This window comes from Clostridium sp. UBA5988 (genome assembly GCF_002435615.1).
GTDB classification, from domain to species: Bacteria; Bacillota; Clostridia; order Clostridiales; family Clostridiaceae; genus Clostridium_J; species Clostridium_J sulfidigenes.
The window spans coordinates 128941-148494 of sequence record NZ_DJBA01000075.1 but is presented as its reverse complement, the minus strand read 5'-3'; the positions used below and the strand labels follow the sequence as shown (position 1 = coordinate 148494).

The following is a 19554-nucleotide window of genomic DNA, read 5'->3' as shown; positions in this document are numbered from 1 at the left end:
ATGGATACTTTCTTATTAAATCAATTATAAACTTGACCTTTTTTTTCTTTTAACGTTAATAATAACTTATCACATGTTACAGGTATGCTATACATTCTAACTCCTACTGCATCATATATGGCATTTAATATAGCTGGAGCTGTCGGTATCATTACGGGCTCTCCTATTCCTTTAGCTCCATAAGGACCTGATTCTTCAAATTCCTCCACAAAATAAGTATCTATATGTGGTACATCTTTACTGGTTGGTATTATATAATTTGAAAAATTTCTATTTTTTATAGAACCTTTTTCTATTTCTATTTCTTCCATAAGTGCATAACCTATTCCCATAGCAACTCCACCTTGTGCCTGACCCTCTGCCGAAGTTGGATTTATTATTTTTCCTGCATCATTTACAACTATAACTTCAATTATGTCAACCTTACCAGTTTCATCATCTACTTCAATAGTAACTTTCTGTGCTCCAAAGGTATAAGGCCAATAAGGATTACCTTCACCAGTTTCCATATCAATTTGTGAAGTTTCTGCTTTAAAATAACCTTCTGTCTTTATTGGAATTCCCTTTTCTTTCATCTGCTTATAAAGGAACTTTATTTCTTCTTTATTAATATAGTTATCATTTAATCTACTTAAACCTTTATTTAAATTACTTCTAAGTTTTTTACAAGCATCATATACAGCATTTCCTGTATTGTAAGTTTGTCTACTTGCTGCTGCAGTACCACTATCTTTTACAAAACTAGTGTTATCATACATTACTTTAATTAGATTTTTATCTATTTTTAATGTTTCTGTAGCAATTTGCCACATCACACTTATACCACCAGAACCTACATCTGAAACTTCCACATATACTACAATTTCACCATCTTCCCTAAGTTCTGCCGTTGCTCTTGATTCATCAGGAAACCCATTCCCATATCCAGTACCATAAAATATAGTAGCATACCCTACACCACGGTTCTTCATATTAATTTCACACCTTCTTTTAAATTTCTACTCCATCAAGGTCTGCAATCTTTTCTATACATTTTTTAAGACCTACACTTGATTTTAACACTTGACCTGTAGCAGTTTTATCTCCTACTTTTAAAGCATTTATATATCTAAATTTTAGTGGGTGAATCCCAATCTTTTCAGCTAACATATCCATCTGACTTTCTGTAGCAATAGGACATTGTGTTGCCCCAAATCCTCTCATTGCCCCACTATATGGATTATTGGTATATACAGCCATGGCTCGTATATCTACATTGTGTATATTATATGGACCGGTAGCATGTACTGCAGCCTTTCTTAATACATTCATACCCCATGAAGCATATGCACCAGTATCTCCATAGATTCTAGCTTTTAACCCACAAAGTTTACCATCTTCTCTCGCCCCTGTTTTCAAGAAAATTTTCATAGGGTGCCTTTTACTATGGGATATAGTAGATTCTTCTCTATCATAAACTACCTTAACTGGTTTTTGAGTCAAATAAGCTGCAATTGCCGCGTGACATTGTGGATTAATATCTTCTCTACCTCCAAAGGCTCCACCAATAGTCATATTTCTAATTCTAACCTTTTCTTCCTCAATATTTAAGCATCTAGCTACCTCTTCTCTATCATAATGTGGATATTGAGTTGCAACATATACTTCTACCACTCCCTCTTCATCAACTCTGCTTACAGATGCCTCAGGCTGTAGAAAAGCATGTTCTACCATAGGAGTATTATACCAGTTCTCTACTATATATTTAGCTTCCTCAAATCCATCATCAATATTCCCTTTTTTTATCTTTAAATCATAAAGTAAATTACTTCCTTCACCTAAAATTGGAGCATCTTCTTTTAAAGCATCCTCAATATTAAAAATGCCCTTAAACTCTTCATACTCTATTTTCACATTATTTAAAGCGTCTTTTAAAGCTTCTTTATTTTTAGCAACTATTATAATTATGGGATCCCCTACTCTTTTAATTATATCTTTCACAAGAGTAGGAATATCCTTAAATACAACACCATGACTTATAGCTCCTGGTATCATAGTATAATCTATGACCATTTCCACATTTTCCATAGCTCTTATTTCTTCCATATTTATATATTTAACTTTTCCATAGGGGATTGTACTTCTTTTTACTCCAGCATATAACATACCTTCAAATTCTAAATCGTCAGGATAAATTGATTTACCTAGTACTTTATTGTATACATCTGGCCTTATAAGTCCTCTTCCAACAGACTCCATTGCAACCTCTCCTCTAATTATTTTTCAACTTGCTTTGAGCTAAAATTATACCTTGAACTATTTTGTCATAACCTGTACACCTGCAAAGATTCCCTGAAATACTTTCCCTTATTTCCTCTTCAGTTGCATCTATGTTTTTATCTAGTATAGCTTTAGCACTTAGTATCATTCCTGGAGTACAATATCCGCATTGAACTGCTCCTACCTCCATAAAAGCTTCTTGAATGGGATGTATTCCATCATTACTAATACCTTCTATAGTAATTATTTCACAACCATCTAAAGTTGCCGCTAGTAAAAGGCAAGAATTCACAGTTTTACCATCTAGAATAACAGTGCAAGCACCACACTCTCCTTCTCCACACCCTTCCTTTGTTCCTTTTAGCTTAATTTCGTCCCTTATAAAATCTATTAGTCTCATCATACTATTTATATTTCTTTTATATTTAATTCCATTTATTTTTATATTTACTTCTACCACAATATACCTCTTTTCTATAATTTAAAATTATATCTACTTCTGTAAAGCGTTATCTAAGGCTCTTTTAAATACACCTTTAATTGCCTCCCTTTTAAAAGGCATAGTTTTCCTACCCTCAATGCTTTTCTCCACAATACTTTCTAAATATTCTAAAGCTTCTTCAGAATATAGCCATTTAATATCTTTTCCCAAAGACCTTTCTTCTAACTCTTTAGCCCTAAAGGGATATCTTCCAACTGCTCCAAGACATATATTTATAGCACAAATCCTATCTTTTTTTATTTCTAAATTTACAGCAGCACTTACTCTTGAAATGGCTAAAGAATTTCTTTTACCTAACTTGTAATAGCCACTTATATTTTGTGTTTTAGGTATAATAATATGAGTTAATATTTCATTTTCTTTTAATCTCTCTTCTTTATAATTTTCAAAATATTCTTCACAACTTACCCTTCTTATTGCTTCTTCAGATTCTATAAGTAATATTCCTCCTAAACTAATTATACAAGGTATTATATCAGCTGCTGATCCTCCATTAGAAATGTTACCTCCAACAGTGGCTACATTTCTAATTTGTGGTGATCCCATAGACATACTACAATTTAAAAGTAAATTACAGTAATTATTTATAATATTATTTTCAATTAAATCACTAAAAGTCACCATAGCCCCAATATATATTTCATCCTCATCATCTACTATTCTTTTTAATTCTGAAATTTTTCCTAAGGAAACTATGGATTCGCACTTTACTTTATTTCTTTTAAAGTCTAGAACTAAGTCTGTGCCCCCAGCTAACAGTTTAAAATTAGAATGACCTTTCATATATTCTTTAACTTCTTCTATAGTTTTAGGACTGTAAATTTTCAACACTTTTACGCTATACCCCCATTCATATATATTTATTCAATTTATTCAATTTATTCATTTGATTCAATTTTATTACATATATTCTTTTAAAAAAATCTTCTATATCAAATATATAGAAGACTTATTTTACTGTAATGATATTATTTTATTTTGCTTTGTTGCATGCCGTTAATATCATCTCCTCTGCAACTTGAAAATAATCATCTAAATCAAATTTTCCTTCGTCGATTAAGTACTGTAATGAAGCCCCTAGCATTAAGGATACCATTACAAAAGGAATATTTCTCATAGTTTTATCATCAATTCCTTCTTGTTCTTCTTTAGAAAAAGTCTCTTCTATACTCTTTCTCCAGATATTAAAGGTATTTTGAAATATAGTCCTTATCTCTTCATTTACAGTTCCTTGAACCCAATAATCAATTTGGGCATATTCCATCTTTTTATTTATTAAAATATCATCTTTTTTCTGTTCAAAGAACCCTTGAATATTTTCAGTAACAGTTTTAGCTTCAGTATCTATATAGTTCTTACGACCCTTAGAAAACTCCTCTTGTATGCTATTAAGTAATGCTACCATAATATCATTCTTAGTAGAGAAGTGATAGTGTAGGTTAGCTTGGCTCATATTAGCCTCCTTAGCAATTATATGCATACGAGTACCGCTAATTTTTTCCTTAGATACTACTTCAAGTGCCGCTTTAAGTATTCTCTTATCCACATCTTTTTCCATGATTAACCTTCTTTCTCACTTAACCCTAATTTCATCTAAAAGTATATAGTTTTTAATTTACCTATATGGCTCATCTATAATTTTTCCAGCCACATACCTTTTAATGATATTTTTAGGATTTCCTGTATAAATAAATTTTTGTAATCTTTCTTGTATTGATAGTTTTTTGAAACTTTTTAATGAACTATCATCTATAACTAATGCATCAAACTCGTAACCTTTTTCAAAGCTACCAACCTTTCCAAAGAAACTTCCACTTCCCTTAGTTGCTAAATAAAACAATTCAGCTGTATTTAGTGGTGCTTCTTTTTTACCACTTTCAAGCCATTTAATGTTTGATGCTTGTGCACTGTCTACTATTACGTTGCACATAGACAAGCTATGTCCTCCGGATATGTCAGAAGCAAGTCCAATTGGTATTCCTTCATTTATAAATTTTCTAATTGGAGCTATACCACTTGCTAAATTGGAGTTTGAATTTGGACTATGAGCTACAAACACTTTATTTTGCTTAAGCATTTCTATTTCTTCATCTTCAAGTAATACGCAGTGAGCCATAATTGTTGGTTGATTACCAAGAAGCCCTGCATCTTTATAAATACTGGCATAATTTTCATACTCTGGATGCAAGGATTTTACAAATTCTATTTCATCTTTATTTTCACTTAAGTGTGACTGTACTGGTATTTTATATTTTTCAGCTAAGTCACCTAATCCTCTTAATAATTTCGTAGTACAAGTTGGGACAAATCTAGGAGTTATAATTGGTTTTACACGTTCATACTTATCCCCATATTCATTTATAAAGTTTTCCGTATCTTCAATAGATTTCACTGAATCTTCTCTTAAAAATTCTGGACAATTTCTATCCATATTTACCTTTCCTACATAAGCACCGAGTCCTGAATGGTTTAAGATATCCATTAAGAGCTTTGTTGAATCTAGATGTACTGTAGCAAATATACAACTTCTAGTAGTTCCATTTTTCCAAAGTTCTCTTACTAAACTAGTGTATACATCTTTTGCATAGGTTGTATCCCAGTACTTTTCTTCCTCTGGAAAAGTATATGTCTCTAACCATGGCATTAATTCCTTGTCTAATCCTAACCCTAAATTAGGAAATTGAGGTCCATGAAGGTGCAAATCAACAAAACCAGGAATAATTAATTTATCTCCATAATCTATTACTGATGCATTTTTAAGTTCTTCTGGTAATACTTCATATACTCCATTTATTATCTTATTCACTAGTACCACATACCCATTTTCGATTATTTCATATTCTCCAAAGTTTTTGGTAAAAATAATGTTTCCTTTTATTGCTTTAATCTGACTCATCACATTCCTCCTTAATTAAATTATCATATTCAAACTATAATTTAATCTTTCTACCTAGTGAACTCTTTTTCTTCTTATTTCTTATAAAATGTATCTTCTAGAGGTAAAGTAGTTCGGAATTTATGATCTAGCATATAGTAAGCTCCTTGAATTGCCGGCGCTGTTGGGATAGATGTTATTTCTCCTATTCCTTTTGCCCCATAGGCTAAATCACTAGTATTTTTTTCTATTATTATAGGTAATATATTAGGAACTGCTGGAGCTCTAAATAAACCTAAAGTTCCAAATTTAGCTATAGGTATGCAATTATTAAGTGGATAATCCTCTGTTAAAGCATATCCTAAACTCATAACAACTCCCCCCTCAATTTGTCCTTCCACGTTTATAGGATTAATTGCTCTTCCCACATCATGAGCAGCAACTATCTCTTTAAGTTTACCATTTTTATCAAGTATTGCAAGTTGTGTTGCATACCCATAGGCTACATGACTAACAGGATTTTCCTTTGGAGAATTTATAGGGTCTGTTCTCCCCCTGTATTCTCCATAAAACTCTCTATCATTTAATAAATTCAAAACCTTATCTGTATTATTTAAGAGCCATTTTCTAATTATACTACGTTCTATGCAACTTTCTTTTGTATGGTTTATTAAATTTTCTTCACTATATTGCTTCATCACTTCTTCCATAAACTTCATCGTAGCAATCCTAACAGCCTCTCCTGTAAACAAAGTCTGTCTTGAAGCTGTAGTTGTTCCTGAATTAGGTGAATCAAAGGTATCAGGAAAACCTATTGCAACTTTATTGGGTGATAATCCAGTAATTTCACAAATTATCTGTGTCATTATAGTACTTATGCCTTGCCCTATACAAGCTGCACTAGTTCTTACATTGATAACTCCATCTTTTATGACTAGGTTACACCTACCTATATCAGGAAGTCCAACACCTATTCCACTATTTTTCATACAGCAAGCAATTCCTACAATTTCATTGTCATAATATTTATCTTTTAAAGCTAGTAACGTTTCTTTAATTGCTGTACCTGAATCAGCTATCTGACCATTAGTTAGTATATCTCCTGGTTCTACAGCATTTCTATATCTAATTTCCCAGCTTGATATGCCAACCTTTTCAGCTAAAAGATTTAAATTACATTCCCCTGCAAATACAGATTGAGTTACTCCAAATCCTCTAAAAGCTCCTGCAGGTGGATTATTAGTATAAACTGCGGTTCCAGTAATATCAACATTATCACATCTGTATGGCCCTGCAGCATGGGTACATGCCCTTTGTAATACTGGTCCTCCTAAAGATGCATATGCTCCAGTATCGGCAACTATATTAGCTATAAAAGCTGTTAATTTTCCTTCTTCATCACATGCTGTAGTTACTTTAATCTCCATAGCATGTCTTTTAGGGTGAATCATTATGCTTTCTTTTCTACTTAAAGTAATCTTCACTGGCATTTTTATAATATATGCTAGTAAAGCTGCATGATGTTGAACACTCATATCCTCTTTCCCACCAAAGCCACCTCCAACATATTTACTAATACACCTTATTTTTTTCTTAGGCAGCCCTAATAGTTCTGATATTTCTCTTTGCTCATCATAAATTCCTTGGGAGCCAGTATAAACTAGCACTCCATCTCCATCCGGCATTGCCAAAGCACTTTCCGGTTCCAAAAAAGCATGCTCTGTGAATGGAGTTGAATAAGAATTAGTAACTACATATTTAGAGTTTTTTAATGCATCCTCAATATTACCTCTTCTAACTCTTTCACTTCTATATATATTTCCTTCAGGATGAATTCTTGGAGCATCATATCTCATAGCCACTTCAGGTTTCGTTAGTGGTACAAGCTCTTCATATTCTACTTCTATAAGCTGTAAAATTTCCTTTAAAGCCTTTTTTGATTTTGCAGCCACTAGTGCTATAGCATCTCCCACGTATCTAGTTTCTTCTCCCACTGCTATTAAAGCTGGCCAATCCTTTGAAATGTGTCCAATATATCTATTCCCAGGTATATCCTTTGCTGTTAATATGGTTATAACATTAGGATGGTTTAGAGCTTTATCTATATTAATTTTTTTAACCAGTGCTCTTGGATATTTTGTTCTTAATGCGGAACCATATGCAAGCCCATCAATCTTCATATCATCAACATATATAGCAGTTCCCAAAATTTTATCCATAGCATCAATTCTTGTTAACGATTTTCCTATAGAACCGTTTCGTTCTAAATCAAAATTTAGTTTTCCCTGCCGAAAAATTTGTGCTGATAATTCTATTGCTTCTATTATCTTTACATAGCCTGTGCATCTGCATACATTTCCTTTAATAGCAGCTTTTATCTCATCTTTAGATGGATTTAAATTTCTATTAAATAATCCCTTAGCACTAATTACCATTCCTGGAATACAAAATCCACACTGAACTGCACCAACCTTTGAAAAAGACCATGAAAATACTTGTTTTTCGAATTCTGATAAACCCTCAACAGTTTGTACTTCTTTACCATTAATTTTTTCAAGAGTATTTATGCAAGCCCTTCCTTGAACTCCATTTATTAAAACCATACAAGCTCCACAAGCACCTTCTCCACACCCGTTTTTAACTGATGTTAAATTTGCTTCTTCCCTTAAGTATTCAAGCAAGTTCATATTTTCTTCAAATGAAATTTTTTTTCCGTTTAGCACAAACTCATACATAAATTTCCTCCCAATAATTTACTAATGTATAAATTACCCATCACATTATATAGCTAAATAGGACCCCTCAAATATAGTATAAACTCAGGGTCCTAGCATATTTTAATTATAATGTATGCTTAACTACAAGGCTATAAAATTTACTTTTATTTCTTACAGGTTTTTAACTTTTTCATTAAATTTTTCTATTAATTTATCTAATTCTGGTGCCATTTTATGAAGTCTTCCCCAATAATTATCATAGTCATACCATTGAGCATTTAATTCATTTAATTCATATTGCTGTTGTTCTATCCATGTATAATATTTCAAATTATGAATTCTCTTCTTAGCCGCATAAGTTAGTTCTTCCATAGAATCTGTTCTTATACCTATAATACTTCTGTTATAATCAACTATAGCATCCTTTTCTTCATATTCATTCCCTCTATCTTTTCTCATTTCTTCAAGTCTAGACTGATACATTTCTGCTGAGTCTGTAAGAACAGTTAATACCATATCATTTTCATCAAGCTCATAGTATTTTGCAAATTTTATTGCAGATATTATATTGGCTGCTCCAGAAATACCTATCCATGTAAGCTTTTCTATAACTTCTTCTGACACTCCAATGGATCTTAAATATTGTTGACCAATCGGTTCATTGAATAGTCTAAACATAGCTAAGCTATCATTGTCATCTATTGCGATAACCATATCTGTATTTTTTACATTGTGAATCCAAGGTACATGCTTATCTCCTATACCTTCAATTCTATGATCACCAAAACCATTATTTAAAAGTGTTGGACATTGAAGGGCTTCCCCAACAGCAAGCTTAGCACCTGGATATTTATCTTTAATAAAATCCCCGCTTGCTAAAGTACCTGCTGAACCTGAAGTTAAGCAAATACCAGCCACTTTTCCATTATCACCTTTTTCATGTTCTATAATAGAAACCATGGCATTACCAGTTACTTCATAATGCCAAAGATGATTTCCAAGTTCTCCAAATTGATTAAATATAACAACATTATCTCTAGTTCTTCTGAGTTCCCAAGTCTTATCATAAATTTCTTTAACATTACTTTCACATCCTGGAGTTGCAATTACTTCTCCAGCTATACTCTTTAGCCAATTAAAACGCTCTTTGCTCATATTTTCCGGAAGAATAGCAATTGATTTACACCCTAGTAATGTTGAGTTATAAGCTCCGCCTCGGCAGTAATTTCCAGTTGATGGCCAAACAGCTTCATGAAACTTTGGATCAAATTGTCCTGTTACAAGTCTTGGTACAAGACAAGCATAGCTTGCTCCAACTTTATGAGCTCCTATAGGAAAAAATTTTCCTGACATAGCAAAAATCCTGGCTTTAATTCCTGATATTTCTTGTGGTATTTCTATATAATTGGGTAATGTGTTATATAAACCGCCTCCTTTAATTGGCTGATTATACCAAGATATTCTAAATAAGTTGATTGGATCAATATCCCAAAGGCCAGTTTCGGCAAGTTTATTTTTAATCTCTTCTGGTATCTTATTTGGATCCTTCATTTGAGCAATAGTAGGAATAATTATATTTCTCTCTTTTGCAATCTCTGCTGTTTTTAGAATTTGTGCCTCATTAACTTCTAAATCTATTAATTTATGCATTTTATATCCTCCTCAAAATCTTTATAAAGGAATTCCTTATCATTTAAGACAAACATTTTAAATATTCAATCAATTTATTCATATCCGGCTTTATTAATTCTGGTTTATTAACTGCCTGTTGAGCTGATTTTATATCCTTAAGACCACTACCAGAAACTACAATAATCACCGTTTCATCTTCTCTTATTTGGTCTAATTCAACTAATTTTTTAAGTCCAGCAAAACTAGTTACTCCTGCTGGTTCCCCAAATACTCCAGTCTGCCTTGCTAAGGTTGTTATTGCACTTAAAATTTCTTCATCACTGACATCAATAGCAATCCCATTGCTTTCCTCAAGAGCATTTAAAGCTTTATATCCATTTCTCGGAATTCCTACAGATATACTATCTGCAATAGTTACTGGTGGTATATAATTAAATGCTCTTATTCCATTTCTATAAGCTCTATTAACTGGATTAGCTCCTTCTGCTTGTACTGATACCATTGTTGGAAGCCGATCTATTAAACCTAGTTCATAAAATTCCTTAAACCCTTTCCATACACTAGATATGGAACATCCATCCCCCACAGACATAATTACTTTGTCTGGCACCTTAAAGTTTAACTGCTCGCATATTTCAAAAGCAGCAGTTTTTTTCCCTTCTGCTAAGTAAGGATTTATGGCACAACTTCTGTTATACCAACCAAAATGATTCACAGCTTCTAAACAAAATCCAAATGCTACATCATAATCACCATCTACTAAAATTACATCACTTCCAAATACTAGAAGTTGTGTTAGTTTTGCCTCTGGAATGTTTTTAGGAACAAATATATAGTTTTTTATTCCCATACAAGCTGCAAATCCTGAAAGAGAAGAAGCTGCATTTCCTGTAGATGCTGCACACATAATATCTTTTTTTAGCTCTATTGCTTTAGCCACACCAATAGCTGTAGCTCTATCCTTAAAAGATGCTGTAGGATTCCTACCTTCATCCTTTACATATACATTCTTTATATTTAATAACTTTTCTAATCTATTAGCTTTATAAAGTGGTGTTCCTCCTATTTGTAAAGGTGTTATACCTTCTCTAGATTCCAGAGGAAGAATAGGAGTATATCTCCAAATATTCTTATCTTCATTTTCCTTTAGATGTTCCTTAGTTAATTCCTTTTTAACTAAGTCCATATTATAAATTACATCTAGTGTTCCTTCTATGCCACAGTCTGGGCAGTGATACATTACTTCTTCTCCAACTTTCTTACTACATTTAGAACATACTAATCCCTTAACTTTTTCCATAATCTCACCTCAGTTTTATTGACTTAACCTCTAAAAATCCTTCTCCTTCGTCGAATGAATAAGTGCGACTAACTAAATCATAGATTTGGAGTTGTATTAAATGAAACTCCTTCTCCTTCGTCGAATGAGTAAGTGCGACTAACCAAATCATAGATTTGGAGTCTTACTTACAGTATTCTTTTACGTAGGTAATTGGAATTAAAGCATACATAGCTGCACATTTTACAAGTTCATCTTTCCAGGTTAATTCATTTGGTGCATGAGCTTGATCTTCATGGCCTGGACCAAAACCAACACAAGGTATACCATACCTTCCCATTATAGATACTGCATTAGTCGAAAATGTCCACTTATCTACTAATGGATCTTCCTTAAACAACCCTTTATAAGAATCTATTAAAGTTTTACAAGCTGGATGTGATTCTTCAAGAACCCAAGTTGGAAAATAGCACTCTGTTGGATAGATAAGTCCTGTATAGGCAGGTCTTTCATAGGTATACATTTCTACTTTAGCCTTAGTATCTTTAACTGAAGGTAATTCTCTTATTTGATCTAAAGCGTATTCCCAAGTCTCCCCATTAGTAAGTCTTCTGTCTATGGAAACAGTACAACCATCAGCTACTGCACATCTAGAAGGTGATGAAAAGAATATTTCTGAAACTGTTAAAGTTCCTTTTCCTAAGAATGGATCATCTATTAATCTTTTATTTAACTCTTTTAATTCATTAAGAATAGGACCCATTTTGAATATCGCATTATCTCCTCTTTCTGGTGCTGAACCATGACAACTAATTCCATGAGTTGTCACTTTTATTTCCATTCTCCCTCTGTGCCCTCTATAAATATTAGTTGAAGTTGGTTCAGTTATTACTACAAATTCTGGTTTTATATTGTCTTCATTTATAATATATTGCCAGCATAATCCATCACAATCTTCTTCCTGTACAGTACCTGTAACTATTAGAGTGTAATCATCTTCTAAATTTAAATCTTTGATTATCTTACCTGCATAAACCATTGAAGCCATTCCACCTTCTTGATCAGAACCACCTCTACCATAAATAACTTCATGATTTTCATAACCCTCATATGGATCATTAGTCCAATTATTTATATCTCCAATTCCAACAGTATCAATATGCGCATCCATAGCAATTACATGCTTGCCATGTCCTATATAACCTAGTATATTTCCCATCTTGTCTATTTCTACTTTGTCAAAACCTACTTTATCCATTTCCTCTTTGATTCTTAAAACTACTCTCTTTTCATCACAACTTTCACTAGGAATAGCTATCATGTCTCTTAAAAACCTTGTCATATCAGCCTTATAGTTTTTTGCTAACTTCAGTATTTCTTCTCGGCATGTAATTTCTGACATAATTAAATCCCCCTTTAAATATAAATATATTTTATTTATCAACCATTATTTCAATAATTTAAATACTTACTAACTAATTAATTAGTTAATTCAAATAAAAACCTATATAATTCAATACAATTAACCTGTATTATAATCTAATTTATTGATATTACTAAATAAATTTAGCAACACCAATAAACTAGAAACTTTTATTTACTTTGCTACAGATAAAAAGGGTATAATAGATTGAAAATATAATATTCCTTCTAGAACTGATCCACCTATAGTTCTTGACTTATCGGAAATAGTATTGCAATTACTTATCTCATCATACCTTGGATCTACATCTGCAATTTTTAACCCCTTTGTAACATAAGTGTTATCTCTAATAATGCCTCTTAGCACTCCATCAATTTTAGCTTTTACTTCTAAATCATCTATTAGTGCTATAGTTTCGTTAGCTTTAACTATATCTCCTATTTGTCTTATATTCTTAATTTTTCCTTCATAAGAACTATAAATTACTCTTTCCTTTTCATAACCACATATATATCCTGGTACTCCTGTATTGTCTAAAGCATATCCATCAAATATTAATCTTCCCAAACTATGTCCTCTCATGGTCTCTACTACTACATTTACATCTATACCTGCTTTAAATCCAGGGCCTAATGCAATGGTTATAGGTGCCATATCTATAGTGGTACCTAAATTTTTTTTCGCTAAAATTGCATCAACTACAGCAATAGGTTTAACTGTTTCAATGAACTTTCCATATCTATCAACAGCTACCGGAATATATCCCATATCCCAAGCTTCTAGTATTTCATCATAGTTTCTAACAAGAACACCCTTCATACCTTCAATTGTTGTTTCACCATCAAATACTGCCTCACTAAAAGATACATTTCTTCTAATACTAGAAGGCATCTCTATCTCAAGTACTAGGACTTTAAATCCACTTCTATGAAGTTTTTGTATAGTACCTGAGGCAATATCGCCTCCACCTCTTACAATTATTCTATTATTTATCACCAAATCGTCCCCTTACTTAATGATAATTTGATTGCAATAATTCTATATAATCCTTTTCTGTATCAATATCCCAAAGAAAATACTCTTCATCTACTTCCACAAAAAATATATTATCCTCATGGTTTTTTAAAATGGTTTTTCCGCCCAAATCTCCATTAAGTGCTAAAAGTTCATTTCGATACTTCCATGGAAATATTACAGGATTTCCTCTTCTACCTTTATAAATTGGTACAATAAACTTATCTTGATTTTTTTTAAATTCTTCGATAAGTTTATTTATAAGACTCTCATTTAAAAAAGGTTGATCCCCTGTAATAAAAGCATATCCAGAAATTTTAGATGCAGCTTTCAACCCAAGTTTTATAGATTGACTTTGACCCATATATGCCTGGGAGTTTTTAACTACTTTTAAATCTCTAGTCTGAGCTAACTCTGCTATTGTTTCGTTGCCAGTTACTACAATTTTATCTTCTAAATTACTTTTATTTACTGCATCTAAAACATATTCTATTAGATATTTACCCTTATACTTTAATAGTAATTTATACCTTCCCATCCTAGTACTACGGCCTGATGCCATAACAATCCCAGTTACCACATTGAATCCCCCTTAAAGCTTTTCTCTAGATTTTTCATATATAATCCTATATGTTTTATTTAATAAACTTCCAATAAGTATTCCGTCTAATAACTTTAATTCTTTATTTTTTATTGTTATATATTCTATTAGATTTTCTAACTTCTTAAAGTCCTCTTCTTCTACCTTATTTATAAATAAAATTCTTCTACCTTTGGAGTTTTTAAATAATCCTTCTTTTTTAAATATTAAAGCCAGCAAATCTTCTTCATTTATACTATCTCCTACACTTCTATTTATAAGTTTTAAAAACTCATCAATCCTATGAATATTTCCATCATGGATTTTTAAATTTAAGGCTTCTCCGCTTAAAACTCCTATTGTTGTACTAGTAAAATTACTTACTACTGGCTCATCTTCCTTCCAAGCTTTTAAAGTTTTTTCTTTTGCTCCATCAGATTCTATTAAAATATAATCATAATTGTTAAGTATATTAGAAATACTTTTATCATCAATTCCAATGACTTTATTTTCTCCATTAACACTAGAACCATAAACATGAATTTCACCATCTGGTTCCTTTGTTTTACTTATATTTCCACAGTATACATATACTATATTTCCGTTTAGAATATACTTATTTTCTTCATCAATATGATCTCCAAAGCTGTCCTTTAGAATTAAACAATTGTATTGACTTCTTTTAGGTAGATATATTTTAGTTGTTGTTGTTATAAGAACTCTTCCTCTTCTTTTCAACTCTTCTGCTAGGATAAACATAAGAGTGGTCTTTCCTCCAGCTCCTACTATAGATATTTTTTCTCCTTTAGTAACAGTAAGAACATTTAAAATGTCCACCCTTTTTCACTCCTTTTTAAAACCTCTTCCAAACCTCAGTTGCTAGTTCTCTACTTCTAGCCCTAATTCTTTCCTCATCTAAATTAACTAGTTTTCTATTCATCATTATAATCTTCCCATTTACAATAGTGGTTTCAACATGTCTTCCACTTATTCCAAATAGAATGTGACTATCTATATTATCTTTATATATAGGTGTTGGAGGATTATAGTCAACAATTATAACGTCAGCTAATGCACCTTCTTTTATAATTCCTATGGAATTATCTATAAATCTTTCAGTTATAACTCTATTTCCTTTGAAAAGCATTTGTGGTAATTCTACCCAAGCTACTGTTGAGTCCTTAGCTTCATGCCTTTGAATAGTACTTCCAGTTTTATAAGACTCTAAAATATCAGAGGTGTATCCATCTGTTCCCAACCCCAACAATATTTGTTTTTTAGCCATTTTTAAGATTTGTGATGTTCCCACTGCATTACCCATATTAGATTGCGGATTATTAACTACTATGGAATTCTTTTCTTTCAGCATATCCATTTCCTCATCAGTTATGTGTACACAATGAATAGCCATAGTTTTATCAGAAAGAACCCCTCTTTTATACCATCTTTCAATTACGCCTACACCATACTTTTCCATAGAATCATGTACATCTTCAACTCCCTCAGCACAGTGTACATGAAATCCTGTATTTAAACCCTCTATGGCTGTTAGGCATCTCTCTACGGTATTTTCACTAATAGTCATGGATGCATGAAGTCCAAATAATCCTTTTATCATATCATCCTTTTCTCTATTACAATACTTTATAAATTCAATATTTTCTTCAATACTTTGTTTTACTACGTTCTCCCCATCTCTATCAGAGGTTTCATAACTCAGGTTACTTCTAATACCTACTTCCTTAGCTGCATCCGCAATAGTAAATAAACTCCCTCTTAAACCATATGGACTGGAATGATGATCAAAGGAAGTTGTTACACCATTTTTAATTTGATCTATCATTGGAACTATTGCACTATAGTATACATCCTCTAGAGTTAACTTTTTATCTAATCTCCACCATAATCCCTTCAATATATCTAAAAAACATTTTGCTGGAGGACTATCATTAGCAATTCCTCTAGCAAAGGTACTGTAATAATGCATATGTGTATTTATAAAACCCGGCATTATTAATTTTCCTCTTGCATCAATGAATTTATAGTCTAGATATTTTTCTTTTAATTTTTTTGTAATTCCTACTTCTACAATTTTATCTTTTTCTATAACTATACATCCATCATCTATAATTGTGTTTAAATCATCTCTGGTTACAACTATACCATTACCTACTAGTAGCATTCACACTCCCCCTATGGATTAAATAATTTAACCTTAATTAAATACTTCTAGATTATATATTTATACCTGTTTACACAAGTTTCTATAATAGATTTCATTTCCTTGGAGATTGATTCTGAGTTATTTTCTTCAATACACCAATTATAAATTTCACCTTTTTCATCCCTAACTTTAAAAATACCTTTAATAGAATCTATTACACAGAAACCTGAATTGCTACTGTTTTCAAAATCTTCCTCACTCCAAAATATAGTAGTTTTATCTTTGTAAGGATTGCCTTTATATGGACAAAACACTCCACAATTTCCGCATTCATTACACATACCATCTAAATGTATAATTTGATGACCTACTATAGGACCTTCTTTAATAGCTATAAACACATTTGCTCTATTAGGACAAACATCTACGCATATTTCACAAATACTATTGCATTTAAGACATCTGATAGCCTCTTCCTTAGAAGGTATTGTTTCAAGTAGTACACCCTTTCTTTCATAAGATTTCTTAAGTTCATATCCACAAGTATTTTCCTCAGCCCTAAGGAAATCACAAGGAATATTTTCTTTTTTTAAAATGTCCTTAGTTATAATTTTTCCATGGGACAATGCTTCTACTATAGTACCTGGACCACTTTTAGCATCTCCAGCTACATATACGTTAGATATATTAGTTTCACATTTACTGTTTACTTTAGGAAGTCCTTTAGAATTTAAATCTATACCAAGACTTTCAAATAATTCTGAATCTATTTTTTCTCCAACAGCTGCTATAACTGTAGTCGCATTGATATTTTCATATTTTCCTAGGGGAATTGGACTTTTTCTACCTGATTTATCTTGTTCTCCTAAAATCATTCTTTCACATACAAGAATATTATCTTCTAAATCTACAGGGGATAATAACGCTTTAAATTCAATGCCTTCTTCAATAGCTAATTTAATTTCTTCTCTCCTAGCAGGCATTAAATCTTTAGTTCTCCTATATATAATAGTTACCTTTTCAACTCCATTAACTCTTTTGGCAGCACGAGATACATCCATGGCTACGTCCCCTCCACCAATAACACATACATGGGTTCCTAGTTTTATATCCTCACTGTTTTCTTTAAAATCTTCTAAGAATTCAATAGCATTTAAGACTCTATCATTACCTTTTTTAAGTGAAATACATGCTGGCTTCCAAGCTCCAGTTGCTAGGACAACATAATCAAAATTTTTCTTTAGAACATTTAAATCAGCCTGTTCAGCTACATCAAAATTTATCTTGACTCCATGGCTTTTTACCATTTTAAAATCCTGTTCTAAAGCTAAACTATCTATCCTGAAACTTGGAATTACATAATTTATAATCCCATATGGTTTATTTCTTTTTTCAAACACTTCTACACTAATACCATTTCTTCTAAGATACATCGCTGTAGATAAACCTGCGACTCCAGCTCCTATGATAGCTACCTTTTTATGACTTTTTATTGGTCTTGGCTTTACATTCTTTGTATATATGTCTTCAGCATTTTCCACGGCTATTTTTTTCATTCTTCTAATTTCTAAGGAACTATCATAATCTAGTCTAGTACATTTATTTTGACAGTTATGATTACATAAGGTCCCTGTTATAGCTGGAGCTGCATTATCTCTAACTATTACTTCAAAAGCTTCATCGTATTTTCCTTCTCCCACAAGTTCTATATACTTTGGAATCTGTTGTTCAATGGGACAGCCTTCACTACAAGGTGCAATTGCACAATCATATATAGGTAAGTCCTTATATAGTTTTCTACTTTTAACTACCCTTGCTTTCTTAAGGTGATGCTTATCATCAATTGATTCCTTTGCTAGTATTTTTAGTAATTGCATATCAATTGTTGACTTTCTATTAGAAATAAGGGGTTCTACCTTTTTAGCTATCTGGTTAATTCTTTCATAACCACCTGGTTTTAATATTGTAGTAGCAAAAGTTATTGGACATATTCCTGTTTCAAATATCTTATCTGCATTAAAGAATTCAGCTCCACCAGAATATGAAATATATAATTTTCCTTCAAATTCCTCTGAAAGGTTACTTGCTAAATTAATAGATAAAGGATATAAGGACCTACCTGACATGTACATCTCTTCTCCTGGTAGTTCTTCATTTAATATCCTTACCGGTAGAGTATTGGTAAGTTTTACTCCTATCTCCATATTTTCCATTTCAGCTACATCTTTTAATTTTTTTATCATTTTTATTCCATCATCGTATTGCAGATCATTTTTAAAATGATGTGAATTTAGTTTTATATATTCATAACCCATTTTATTAAGAGTTTTTCTTACAAACGCTTCACCAAGCAATGTAGGATTCATCTTTACAAAGGTATGAAGATGTTTTTCTTTTAATAAATAAGTAGCAATTCTTTCTATTTCTTGTGGAGGACATCCATGTAGAGTTGATAGCGTAATTGAATTACACACCCTTGATGAAATTTTATATAAATCTTCAATTGAAAATCTATAAAATTTTTCTATATTATTCTCCAACACTTGAATAGATTCCTTCCATATTTTTGTATTTTGTGAATTTTTCAAATTTTCTATGTAGGAATCTATTTTATCTGATTTTATTCCCTCAAAATCATATCCTACACTCATGTTAAAAACAAAGTCTCTTTCTACGCTTAAGTTAAGTTCCTTCATTAAAACATGCAATATAATCCAAGCTTTCACATATTCCTCATAAGCTTCTTCTACAGTTAGTTCTGTAGACCACTCTACGTTATAGCATTCATCCTCAGCATTAATACATGGCTTTAACACTGGAAGATTTTCTCCATCAATAATCTGTACTGTCTTTAACTCAATAAATCTACTACCAGTAAGATATGCTGCTATAATATTTTGAGCTAATTGTGAACTAGGACCTGCTGCTGGACCAATTGGTAGGCCTAACTTCTCTCCTAAAAAAGGAATGGTGTTATTAGGGATTCCATAGTAAAACTTATCTTTATGAATTCCAAAAATACTTTCTTTAGTTTTTAGTTCAGTAAAAATCCAGTTAATGAGTTTTTCAAAACTTATTGGGCGTATTTTGTCACTCATATTTACTCCCC

The 19554-nt window shown here is 31.8% G+C and carries 15 protein-coding genes; all 15 read right to left on the bottom strand.

Annotated features, from left to right (window positions below; translation table 11 throughout):
- Positions 1 to 20: 20 nt before the first annotated feature.
- Complete coding sequence (locus tag B3J31_RS16220) at positions 21 to 971, bottom strand: xanthine dehydrogenase family protein molybdopterin-binding subunit (protein ID WP_346867998.1); 951 nt, start codon at positions 969 to 971, stop codon at positions 21 to 23.
- Between the two features lie 19 nt (positions 972 to 990).
- Positions 991 to 2238 (bottom strand): xanthine dehydrogenase family protein molybdopterin-binding subunit, encoded by a 1248-nt coding sequence (locus B3J31_RS16215; RefSeq protein WP_346867999.1) that lies wholly within the window; start codon positions 2236 to 2238, stop codon positions 991 to 993.
- A gap of 13 nt (positions 2239 to 2251) precedes the next feature.
- Complete coding sequence (locus B3J31_RS16210) at positions 2252 to 2719, bottom strand: (2Fe-2S)-binding protein (protein ID WP_414632076.1); 468 nt, start codon at positions 2717 to 2719, stop codon at positions 2252 to 2254.
- 33 nt (positions 2720 to 2752) lie between these two features.
- The gene (locus tag B3J31_RS16205) at positions 2753 to 3592 is read right to left on the bottom strand and encodes an FAD binding domain-containing protein (RefSeq protein ID WP_150842420.1); all 840 of its coding nucleotides are present in this window, start codon (positions 3590 to 3592) and stop codon (positions 2753 to 2755) included.
- A 142-nt stretch (positions 3593 to 3734) separates the two neighbouring features.
- Positions 3735 to 4319 (bottom strand): TetR/AcrR family transcriptional regulator, encoded by a 585-nt coding sequence (locus B3J31_RS16200; RefSeq protein ID WP_346868000.1) that lies wholly within the window; start codon positions 4317 to 4319, stop codon positions 3735 to 3737.
- Positions 4320 to 4376: 57 nt separating this feature from the next.
- A complete protein-coding gene (guaD, locus tag B3J31_RS16195; RefSeq protein WP_346868001.1) occupies positions 4377 to 5657 on the bottom strand; it encodes a guanine deaminase in 1281 nt (426 codons plus the stop codon).
- Between the two features lie 74 nt (positions 5658 to 5731).
- On the bottom strand, positions 5732 to 8371 hold the full coding sequence (gene xdh, locus B3J31_RS16190; RefSeq protein WP_346868002.1) for a selenium-dependent xanthine dehydrogenase: 2640 nt from the start codon (positions 8369 to 8371) through the stop codon (positions 5732 to 5734).
- A 153-nt stretch (positions 8372 to 8524) separates the two neighbouring features.
- Positions 8525 to 10003 (bottom strand): pyridoxal-phosphate dependent enzyme, encoded by a 1479-nt coding sequence (locus B3J31_RS16185; RefSeq protein WP_346868003.1) that lies wholly within the window; start codon positions 10001 to 10003, stop codon positions 8525 to 8527.
- Positions 10004 to 10046: 43 nt separating this feature from the next.
- On the bottom strand, positions 10047 to 11285 hold the full coding sequence (locus B3J31_RS16180) for a threonine synthase (RefSeq protein ID WP_150842415.1): 1239 nt from the start codon (positions 11283 to 11285) through the stop codon (positions 10047 to 10049).
- A gap of 163 nt (positions 11286 to 11448) precedes the next feature.
- Positions 11449 to 12666, bottom strand: coding sequence for a YgeY family selenium metabolism-linked hydrolase (locus B3J31_RS16175; RefSeq protein ID WP_346868004.1), 1218 nt, complete (start codon positions 12664 to 12666; stop codon positions 11449 to 11451).
- A gap of 195 nt (positions 12667 to 12861) precedes the next feature.
- A complete protein-coding gene (yqeB, locus tag B3J31_RS16170; protein ID WP_346868005.1) occupies positions 12862 to 13683 on the bottom strand; it encodes a selenium-dependent molybdenum cofactor biosynthesis protein YqeB in 822 nt (273 codons plus the stop codon).
- Between the two features lie 16 nt (positions 13684 to 13699).
- A complete protein-coding gene (gene mocA, locus B3J31_RS16165) occupies positions 13700 to 14281 on the bottom strand; it encodes a molybdenum cofactor cytidylyltransferase (protein ID WP_346868006.1) in 582 nt (193 codons plus the stop codon).
- A 12-nt stretch (positions 14282 to 14293) separates the two neighbouring features.
- The gene (gene yqeC, locus B3J31_RS16160; RefSeq protein ID WP_346868007.1) at positions 14294 to 15118 is read right to left on the bottom strand and encodes a selenium cofactor biosynthesis protein YqeC; all 825 of its coding nucleotides are present in this window, start codon (positions 15116 to 15118) and stop codon (positions 14294 to 14296) included.
- 16 nt (positions 15119 to 15134) lie between these two features.
- Positions 15135 to 16463 carry a putative aminohydrolase SsnA gene (gene ssnA, locus B3J31_RS16155; protein ID WP_346868008.1) on the bottom strand — a complete coding sequence of 443 codons (1329 nt, stop codon included), beginning with the start codon at positions 16461 to 16463 and terminating at the stop codon, positions 15135 to 15137.
- Positions 16464 to 16510: 47 nt separating this feature from the next.
- Positions 16511 to 19543 (bottom strand): putative selenate reductase subunit YgfK, encoded by a 3033-nt coding sequence (ygfK, locus tag B3J31_RS16150; RefSeq protein ID WP_346868009.1) that lies wholly within the window; start codon positions 19541 to 19543, stop codon positions 16511 to 16513.
- Positions 19544 to 19554 lie beyond the last annotated feature (11 nt).